The 8,988-nt window shown below is 62.2% G+C and carries 7 protein-coding genes; 4 read left to right on the top strand and 3 right to left on the bottom strand.

The genetic code is table 11. The annotated features are described in order from the left end of the window. The first annotated feature begins 140 nt into the window (after window positions 1-140). Window positions 141-1,622, top strand: coding sequence for an NAD-dependent succinate-semialdehyde dehydrogenase (locus VSR71_RS34750; protein WP_342917885.1), 1,482 nt, complete (start codon window positions 141-143; stop codon window positions 1,620-1,622). A 148-nt stretch (window positions 1,623-1,770) separates the two neighbouring features. Here VSR71_RS34750 and VSR71_RS34745 read toward each other — a convergent pair whose 3' ends face one another. The 3 genes from VSR71_RS34745 to VSR71_RS34735 all read right to left on the bottom strand — a co-directional run bounded on the left by VSR71_RS34745 (window position 1,771) and on the right by VSR71_RS34735 (window position 5,045). After that, on the bottom strand, window positions 1,771-2,265 hold the full coding sequence (locus VSR71_RS34745; protein WP_342917884.1) for an Lrp/AsnC family transcriptional regulator: 495 nt from the start codon (window positions 2,263-2,265) through the stop codon (window positions 1,771-1,773). An 81-nt stretch (window positions 2,266-2,346) separates the two neighbouring features. Then, on the bottom strand, window positions 2,347-3,729 hold the full coding sequence (locus VSR71_RS34740; RefSeq protein ID WP_342917883.1) for an aspartate aminotransferase family protein: 1,383 nt from the start codon (window positions 3,727-3,729) through the stop codon (window positions 2,347-2,349). A gap of 452 nt (window positions 3,730-4,181) precedes the next feature. Further along, window positions 4,182-5,045, bottom strand: a complete 864-nt coding sequence (locus tag VSR71_RS34735; RefSeq protein WP_342917882.1) for a GNAT family N-acetyltransferase — start codon at window positions 5,043-5,045, stop codon at window positions 4,182-4,184. A 615-nt stretch (window positions 5,046-5,660) separates the two neighbouring features. On the opposite strand from VSR71_RS34735, the gene VSR71_RS34730 reads away from it, so the two are divergent. Genes VSR71_RS34730 through VSR71_RS34720 form a run of 3 tightly spaced genes read left to right on the top strand, consistent with a single transcriptional unit; the run spans window position 5,661 to window position 8,836 of the window. Next, window positions 5,661-6,335, top strand: a complete 675-nt coding sequence (locus VSR71_RS34730; protein WP_342917881.1) for a haloacid dehalogenase type II — start codon at window positions 5,661-5,663, stop codon at window positions 6,333-6,335. A 45-nt stretch (window positions 6,336-6,380) separates the two neighbouring features. After that, window positions 6,381-7,658 carry an FAD-binding oxidoreductase gene (locus tag VSR71_RS34725; RefSeq protein WP_342917880.1) on the top strand — a complete coding sequence of 426 codons (1,278 nt, stop codon included), beginning with the start codon at window positions 6,381-6,383 and terminating at the stop codon, window positions 7,656-7,658. A gap of 29 nt (window positions 7,659-7,687) precedes the next feature. Next, window positions 7,688-8,836, top strand: coding sequence for an FAD-binding oxidoreductase (locus VSR71_RS34720; RefSeq protein ID WP_342917879.1), 1,149 nt, complete (start codon window positions 7,688-7,690; stop codon window positions 8,834-8,836). Window positions 8,837-8,988 lie beyond the last annotated feature (152 nt).

Here is an 8,988-nt window from a genome sequence, read left to right as displayed (position 1 = left end):
TTACTACGCCTTGCTGGCGCGATCGGTACCGGAGCTGCGCCGCGGCTGGATCGATGAAGTCGATCTCCATGGAAAAAATGCCACGCCCGCTGGCGTTGCCGGCACTGCAATCTAACACCATTATCAAGGAGAGTTTTCCAATGCCTCTTTCCCTCCAGAACCAGAACCTGCTTCCCGGTGGCAACTATGTCGGCGGCGAATGGTGCAGCGCCGCGGACCACCGCACGCTGGACGTAGCGGATCCAGCCACGGATGAGGTCTTCGCATCCGTGCCCGATAGCGGTGCGGCCGATGCCCGGCTTGCCGTCGACGTCGCCCATGCTGCGTTTCCCGCCTGGCGCAAGACCCCTGCGAAGCAACGCGCTCAGATCATCAAACGCTGGAATGACCTGATCGTCAGCCACATCGAAGATCTTGGCCGGCTGATTTCGCGCGAGCAGGGCAAGCCCTTGGCGGAAGGCAAAGGCGAGGTACTGTACGCAGCAAGCTATGTCGAATGGTTTGCCGAAGAGGCCACGCGCGCGGACGGTGACGTGATCGCCGCACCGGTTCCGGGCCGTCGCATGTTGGCGCTGCGTGAACCGGTTGGGGTCATCGCCGCTATCACCCCCTGGAATTTCCCGGCGGCGATGATTGCACGCAAGATTGCGCCGGCGCTGGCAGCGGGCTGCACGGTGGTCTGCAAGCCGGCCGAGGATACGCCGCTGACTTCACTGGCCCTGGTCCGGCTCGCAGAAGAGGCGGGCGTGCCGCCGGGGGTGCTGAATATCGTGACTGCCTCGCGTGAGCGGGCGGCCGAGGTGGTCGATGTCTGGCTGGACGATGCCCGGGTGCGAAAGATCACCTTTACCGGCTCGACCCCCGTCGGCAAGCACCTGGCGCGCCGCTCCGCCGATACGCTCAAGAAGCTGTCGCTTGAACTCGGGGGCAATGCGCCGTTCATCGTCTTTGACGATGCCGATCTCGACGCCGCCGTCGAGGGCCTGATGGCCGCCAAGTTCCGCAACGGCGGGCAGACCTGCGTTTGTCCCAACCGCATCTTTGTCCAGGACAGGGTGCACGATGCCTTCGTCGACAAGCTCGCAGCCCGCGTCGGCGCATTGGTGGTCGGGCCGGCCACCAACCCTGCGGCGCAGATCGGCCCCATGATCAATGCACGTGCCGTTGAGAAAATCGAGCGGCATGTGCAAGAGGCCGTCAGCCGCGGCGCCCGCGTGGTGGTGGGCGGAGAGCGCATCCGCAACGCGGAATGCCCTGGCCCCAACTACTACGCCCCGACCGTGCTGGTAGATGCGGATGCCTCCATGCAGTGCTCTTATGAAGAGACCTTTGGCCCGGTCGCACCGGTGACCCGCTTCAGCACCGAGGCGGAGGTGGTTGCGGCAGCCAATTCGACACCATTTGGCCTGGCGGCATATTTTTACTCGAATGACGTACGGCGGATCTGGCGCCTTGCCGATGCGCTGGAGTCAGGCATTGTCGGGATCAATGAAGGCGCGCTGGCAGCGGAAGCGGCGCCGTTTGGCGGCGTGAAAGACTCGGGCTACGGGCGCGAGGGCTCCCGCCATGGCATGGACGAGTACATGCATATCAAGTATGTGTGCCAGGGCCAGCTGGACTGAGGCGCTGCTTCTGCCACTGGGGCGGCCGGCGAAAGCCGGCCGTCTTGCATTGGCGTGCAGGCAGATTGTCGGTCTGCCGAAGCTGAAGAGAAGGGGTTGAAGAGAAGAGGGAGGCCGGAAAGGTCAGGTAAGGCGAGGCAAGCGGCGGTTACTCATGCCCCGCGAGCAGCTTCGCGATCGGATAATAGCCTTTGACGAAAGACGACTTGATCACGATATAACTGAAGTATTTCTCGATATTGACGTTCTGCCTGAGCACATCCTCGACAATGCTCTGGTAGTGCGCCACGCCGCATGTCACGAATTTCAGCATGTAATCGAAGCCGCCGCTCACCAGGTGGCATTCGACGATTTCGTCAATGTCTCGAATCGCGGCTTCGAATCTGGCGAAGTCCTCGCGCCGGTGATCGGATAGTGTCACCTGGGTAAACACGATCTGCATTGTTCCCAGCTTCTCCAGCCGGACCTGGGCGCCATATCCGCCGATGTAGCCCGCTTTCTCCAGGCGCTTTACGCGGATCAGGCACGGGCTGGGCGAGAGGCCGACCGCATCCGCCAGATCCACGTTGGTGGTACGGCCGTTACGCTGCAAGTGGCTGAGGATGGAGATGTCGATCCGATCCAGTTTAGGCGTGTCAAGCATCGCGATCCTCCGCCAGTCTCGTTCAGGTACGTTAGCAGCAATTCCCCGCGCTGACACCGCGGGGACGCCGGCGCAATGGACTTACTGCTTGATGGCGGCCCGTACTTCGGGCTGTGCCAGCACCTCATCCAGCGTCTTCTTCAAACGGGCGAACAGCAGTTCGAAATCGGCCTCGGTATAGCAAAGCGCCGGCGCGAAGCCGAGGATGTTGTCGCCGAATGCCCGGAATACCACTTTGTTGCGGTAGGCAACCTCGGTGATGCGCTCGTGAAGCTTGAGGGAGGGGCTGAAGCGCTCTTTGCTGGACTTGTCACTGACCAGCTCAAGCGCGCCGAGTAGCCCGCGGCTGCGCGCTTCGCCAACGAGCGGATGGCTGACCAGGCTGCGCAGGCCTTCCTCAAAGTGCGGGGCTTGCGCATTGCCGTTGGCGAGCAGCCCGCCCTCCGTGTATAGCCGGAGGACTTCCAGGCCGATGGCGGCGCTGACGGGGTGCGCGGAATAGGTGTAGCCATGGCCCACCGGAACGCCGGCGGCCATGCCGTCCGCGATGCCTGCATACACTTCATCCGACATCAGTACGGCGCCCATCGGCGCGTAAGCGGCGGTCAATCCCTTCGCAATCGTCATCAGGTCCGGTTCGACGCCTTCGGCTTCGCACGCGAACATCGGCCCGGTGCGGCCGAAGGCGGTGATGACCTCATCAACGACGAACAGGATTCCCAACTCGCTGCACGCGGTGCGCATTGCCTTGAGCCAGCCCTTGGGCGGCACGATCACGCCGCCGGAGCCCTGGATCGGTTCGCAGAAGAAGGCGGCGACATTGTCCGCGCCCAGTTCCTGCACCTTGGATCGCAAGGCTTCCACCGAAGCATGGATGATGGCTTCCGGATCCGGGCCGACGGGGTTGCGGTAAGGATAGGGCGAGGGAATCTTGTGCTGGTTGCGCAACGGCACATCGAAATTGTTGTGAAATACCGAAAGCGCTGTCAGCCCCGATCCTTGCGACGACGACCCGTGATAGCCGCGCTCGAGCGAAATAAACTGCTTCTTCTGGGGCCGGCCCGTCGAATTGAAGTAGTGCGTGATGAAGCGGATCGCCGAATCGTCTGCATCCGATCCGCCGAGTGTGAAATACACATGGCGCAGCGAGGGCGGCGCCAGTTCGACCAGGCGCGCGGCAAGCCGGATCGCCGGCTCGGAGCCGAAGTGGAAATAGCCGGTGGCATACGGCAGCTTGGCCATCTGCTCCGCGGCGGCCTGGACAATGCTTTGTTGACCGTAGCCTACGTTGACGCACCAAAGGCCGGAGAAGGCATCGAGCAGTTCATTGCCCTGCGCGTCCCTCAAGTAGGCGCCGTGCCCTGACTCGAGAATGGTGACGCCGCGTTGTTCGTGGGCGCGGTAGTTGACCAGGGGGTGAATCAGGTGTTCGCGGTCTAATGCGATCAGGGAATCGATTTGCATGAGGAATCCGTATGGAGGACAAACTTACACAACCAGGCAAGGCCGATCGTGGTCAACCTGGCTGTGCACGGGAAAACGAACGCAACGTCATTCTAGGCACGGGGGCGTAGCATTAACTATCGGACGTGGCTTCCCAACTCATGCGAAACCGCAATTTCGCGTGGCTTTCAACATGTTATGCTGCAACGCCGCTGGCACTGCAGCAGGCCGCCGCTTGCCTCAATCTTGAGAGGAAAAGCAAGCAGATCGGCGATAAGGATTTGGTGCCATTTTCGTCAATCCGGATTGAGTTGCGCCGGATGGCGCGTGGTATTCGCTGCTGGACATACGGTGCCTGTAGGCGAGCCTTGCGAGGCATGACGCCAGGCGCCAAAACGGGCACGCAAGTGCCCGGCGCAGCGTGCCATGCAGAGGTTGTTGGAACCGTAGCGGGAGCGCTGCTCGGGCAGCGCCTAGCCTAATGACTGGCTGAGCAGAGCGAAGCGGGTGATCGATGCATCTGGCAGCGGCGGTTTGCCTCGCACCATGGCCTGCACTGTTTCGTCGACCTGTACCAGGCCCATGTCGGTGAGCCAGGAACTCAGGCCGCTGCTGTCGGGGACGTCCGCGCGCACAAAGGAACCCGCACGCGAGCCTGCCCAATGGGCGATCAACGCTTTGGCGCGGTCGATATCGGGGGCGATCACCGGACCGATGACAAAACCGTGGCCGAACTTGCGCAGTGCCGCGAAGGCGATCAATTCGCCGTAGCGATCGATGGCGACCACATCGGCAACCGTCAGCAAATGCCTGATCAATGAGTTACGCGGCATACCGCTGGAGCGGCTCGCCATGTCCGCAAGCGCGGCTTCGTCCCGCGGGCTGATAGGCCGGATCCGCTCGCCTGCACTGAGTGGCACGAACGGGTAGTGAAAAACGCTGCCCTGGTGCCGGTGTACCCAGCACGTTGGCTGAAAGCCGAAACTTTCGAATAACGGAACGCCATCCGAAGTAGTATGGAGCAGAACCGTCCGGTCCCCGGTTGCGTTCAGCGCCCGGGAAACCAGCTCGCGTCCAAGCCCTTGGTGGCGATGGTCTGGCGAGACGATGGTCATGCCCAGCCATGCGTAGTCCGTGCCATGGAGCCAGTACATCACGGTACCGATAATGCCCGTGCCGTCTTCCGCGACGATCCCCTCGCCAATATCGAGGATGAACTTCCAGTCCTCGAGGCGGTGCGGCCACAGCGTGGCCAGGGACAGCTTGTGGACCTCCGGCAGGTCATCCGGCCTCATGCTGCGAAATTGGACGGTGCCGCTCCCATTCGGATCTTTCATCTTTTACCTCATCTGCCTGGCCTGCCGCCGCAACCAATGCTGCGTTGACAGCGGGCGGGATTGTGTTCGAGGCCTCTGTAGTTAAGAACAATGTTGCCACATGTTCGAGGGGGATTCGATCGGGCAACGCAATTCCACACGATGATGCGTAGGGCCGAGGCAAACCGAAGGTTGTGCTGTATACAGGGTGACTGACCGCAGATCATGCTTCCGCCCGTCCTTGCCCGGGTGCCACATCGTCATGGCATCGCGCTGCGCAGGGATGTCAGTCCGCTGCAGGGCGAACTGCCATCATGAAGGCGGCCGAATTTTACCGCCACTGCTTGCAGCGCCGCTCGCTGGTGCGTCCATCTTTACGCTTGCCGGAACTGAGCGGGGAGAGGTGGTTTCCTGGCGCAGCAACTCGTGCTGTGCGATGGTTTTAAATCGAAGAATAATGTGGCCGGGCGGCATGACAACGAGACATCCATACAGGCCCCACATGATTTAATGGTTTCCAGGAGGCGACGGTCCGGTATATGCCGCCAGCGCGCATGAAGTTACGTCCGGTAGCGAGCCGCCGAGTGAGCTTCGCACATAGCGAGGCACGAATCAACTTGAATGGAATCCCGAAACATGAGTGCCACCACCCTGCGACCCAAGTACATCTCCTTCGATTGCTATGGAACCCTGATCAACTTCCAGATGGCGGATCTGGCACGCGAGCTTTTCGCCGACCGCATTGCTCCGGAGAACATGGAGCAGTTCACGACCGACTTCGCGCGCTACCGGCTGGATGAGGTGATGGGCGACTGGCGCCCGTATGACGAGCTGCTGTGCAATTCGGTGGAGCGCCTTTGCCGCCGCTGGGGCATCGAGTACCGTGACAACGAAGGCCTGAAGTTCTACAGCGCCGTGCCGACCTGGCAGCCCCACAAGGATGTGCCGGACGCGCTGGCACGCCTGGCGAAGGAATACCAGCTGGTGATCTTTTCGAACGCGATGGACGTGCAGATCCCGTACAGTGTCGAAAAGCTGGGCGCACCTTTCCACCGCGTCTATACCGCGCAGCAGGCCGGTGCCTATAAGCCGCGTCTGAAGGCCTTCGAGTACATGATCGAGCAGCTGGAGTGCACCCCAGAAGACGTGCTTCACGTTTCGTCCAGCATGCGCTACGACCATTTGTCGGCGGACGATGTCGGCATCAAGAACAAGGCATTCGTCGCACGTGGCCACGAGCCGAGCTGGTCGGTGTGGGGTTGCCACGAAATCAAGGACCTGAGCGGTCTGCCCGCACTCGTCGGCCTGTAAGGAGAAGCGCGTGCACCCGGAAATCCACCAGATCAGGAGGCCGAGATGAAGCTGGAATCCTATTGGCTCGATACCGCACCCGGCTTTGTCGGTGGGGCGCAAGGACCCGTCACGGGGCGTGCGGACGTGGTGGTGATCGGGGCGGGTTTTACCGGGTTATCGGCCGCGCTGGCGCTCTCGAGGCAGGGAGCGTCAGTCACCGTGCTCGAGGCGGGCCGTGTTGTGGGCGAGGCGTCTGGGCGCAACGGCGGGCATTGCAACAGCGGCCTGGCGCATGACTTCGCATCGTTGGCCCAGCGTATTGGCGTGGACAAAGCCCGGGGGTTTTACCAAGCCTATGACGCCGCTGTGGACACCGTCGAGGCGGTGATTACCAGGGAGCGTATCGCTTGTGACTTTGTGCGCGCCGGCAAGCTGAAACTGGCGGCGAAGCCTGAGCACTACGACAAGCTGGCACGCGCCTGCGAAGTGTTGCGTCGAGAGGTCGATCCGAATGTCGAAATGGTGCCGCGGTCGCGACTCCAGGAAGAAGTCAGTTCCACCAGCTTCTTCGGTGCGCTGCTGCAAAAAACCAGCGCCCAGATGCACATGGGCAAGTTCGGCGTCGGGCTTGCCGAAGCCGCGGCGCGCAACGGTGCGCGCATCTATGAGCGGGCACCTGTCACAAAGCTGGAGCGACGCGCTGACGGGACCTTTCGCGTGATCAGCCCACGTGGCCAGGTCGATGCGAAGCAAGTGCTGCTGGCGACGGGCAACTCCGGCACGGGACCGTTCTCGTTCCTGCGGCGGCGCATGATATCGGTGGGCAGTTTCATCATCGGCACCGAGCCATTGGACAAGTCTTTGCTCGATCGTCTGCTACCGCACCGCCGTGCTTACACGACTTCGAAGCACATCGGCAATTACTTCCGCGTTTCTCCCGACAACCGTTTGCTGTTTGGAGGACGTGCGCGTTTTGCGATGTCCAACCCGCGCTCGGACGAGAAGAGCGGCCGTATCCTTCAGGCAGCGATGGAAGCCACCTTTCCGGAGTTGCGCGGCGTACGCCTCGACTACTGCTGGGGCGGGCTGGTCGACATGACGGCTGACCGTCTGCCGCGCGCAGGACAGCATAACGGGATGTATTACTCGGTTGGCTACAGCGGCCATGGCGTGCAGATGTCGGTACATATGGGCCAGGTCATGGCCGATGTGATGGCGGGCCGCCCGGAGTGCAACCCGTGGCGAGAGCTGGATTGGCCAGCCATTCCCGGTCATTTCGGCAAGCCGTGGTTCCTGCCTATCGTCGGCGCGTACTACCGGTGGCAGGACTGGCGGCATTAGCCATCGGCCTTTACCTGGGCATAAGACAAATGAGCGAAAAGGTAGCAGACGTGGTCATCGTCGGTGGCGGCTTCATGGGGGCCGCCACGGCATTTTTCTTGCGCCGCCGCGGCGTCTCGGTCATCCTGCTCGAGCGCGGGCTGGTAGGCCAGCAAGCGAGCGGTACCAACTTCGGCAACGTGCGCCGGCAGGGGCGCTTTCTCGAGCAATTGCCACTGGCAAACCGGTCGCGGGAGATCTGGGGCAAGCTCAGGGAGCTGATCGGCGAGGACATTGAGTTCATTCCGAGCGGTCATCTTCGCGCGGGCTACCGGCAACAGCATGTCGAGCGGCTGGAGAAGTATGAAGAAGACTCGCGCCCATATGGGCTCGGTCTGGAGATCCTCAGCGGCCGGTTGTTGCGCGAACGCTTTCCGTATCTGGGGCCGGAGGTGATCGTCGGATCCTATGCGCCCTACGACGGTCACGCCAATCCACGCCTGGCCGCGCCGGCCTTCGCGCGTGCCGCGACCCGTTTGGGTGCACAGGTCATTGAGAACACCGAGATCCTGCATGTCGAAAAGGAAGGCGTCGATTTCCGTGTCACTGCCGCCGACGGGCGCGTCTTCCGCGCACCGGCGGTGCTGGTGACGGCCGGTGCCTGGGGCGACCGCATCAGTGCCCGTTTCGGCGAGCCGGTGCCGATGCGCGCAAAGGGGCCACAGATGGCAGTCACCGAACCTGTTCCCTACGCAATCGCGCCATCGATCAGCGTTTCATCCGAAAGACTGGATGAAACCTTTTACTTTCGACAGATCACGCGGGGCAATCTCGTTCTTGGCGGTTGCGGCCATGAGCCGGTCGACCTGGACAAGCGGCGCGCATACGTACGCCCCCGGCACACGCTCAGGCAATTGACGCAGATGACCCGGGTAGTGCCGGCAGTCGGTCACCTGCAGATCATCCGCGTCTGGAGTGGCATCGAGGGCTACATGGAGGACGACCGGCCGGTCATGGGGCCGAGCGCGCGTGTACCTGGCCTCTACTACGCGTTTGGATTCTCCGGTGCAGGCTTCCAGCTTGGCCCCGGCGTCGGCGATGTGATGGCGGAACTGATCCACACCGGCGCGACAACCACGCCCATCGAGGCCTTCCACATCGCACGTTTCGCCAGTCCGGTGGGCGGGGCCGCGGCGTAGCGTTGCGCGAACGGCTGAGGCTCCGGACTATCGTGCAACACAAGACGCATCAGGCCGGGGCGGTGGCAACGGCGTTCTCGATATGCACGTCGACTTCGTCGATCCAGCCCGGTCGCAGCTCCGGTACCGATCGCGCCAGCAAGGCGTAGTAG

The sequence above is a fragment of the Cupriavidus oxalaticus genome (genome assembly GCF_038900635.1).
Lineage (GTDB): Bacteria > Pseudomonadota > Gammaproteobacteria > Burkholderiales > Burkholderiaceae > Cupriavidus > Cupriavidus oxalaticus_B.
This window is presented reverse-complemented; position numbering and strand designations above follow the sequence as displayed.

Excerpts from the sequence above, each read along its gene's own strand:
- VSR71_RS34725 (WP_342917880.1), top strand. The coding sequence starts at position 6,381 with ATGAAGCTGGAATCCTATTGGCTCGATACCGCACCCGGCTTTGTCGGT.
- VSR71_RS34735 (WP_342917882.1), bottom strand. The coding sequence starts at position 5,045 with ATGAAAGATCCGAATGGGAGCGGCACCGTCCAATTTCGCAGCATGAGG.
- VSR71_RS34740 (WP_342917883.1), bottom strand. The coding sequence starts at position 3,729 with ATGCAAATCGATTCCCTGATCGCATTAGACCGCGAACACCTGATTCAC.
- VSR71_RS34750 (WP_342917885.1), top strand. The coding sequence starts at position 141 with ATGCCTCTTTCCCTCCAGAACCAGAACCTGCTTCCCGGTGGCAACTAT.
- VSR71_RS34720 (WP_342917879.1), top strand. The coding sequence starts at position 7,688 with ATGAGCGAAAAGGTAGCAGACGTGGTCATCGTCGGTGGCGGCTTCATG.
- VSR71_RS34745 (WP_342917884.1), bottom strand. The coding sequence starts at position 2,265 with ATGCTTGACACGCCTAAACTGGATCGGATCGACATCTCCATCCTCAGC.
- VSR71_RS34730 (WP_342917881.1), top strand. The coding sequence starts at position 5,661 with ATGAGTGCCACCACCCTGCGACCCAAGTACATCTCCTTCGATTGCTAT.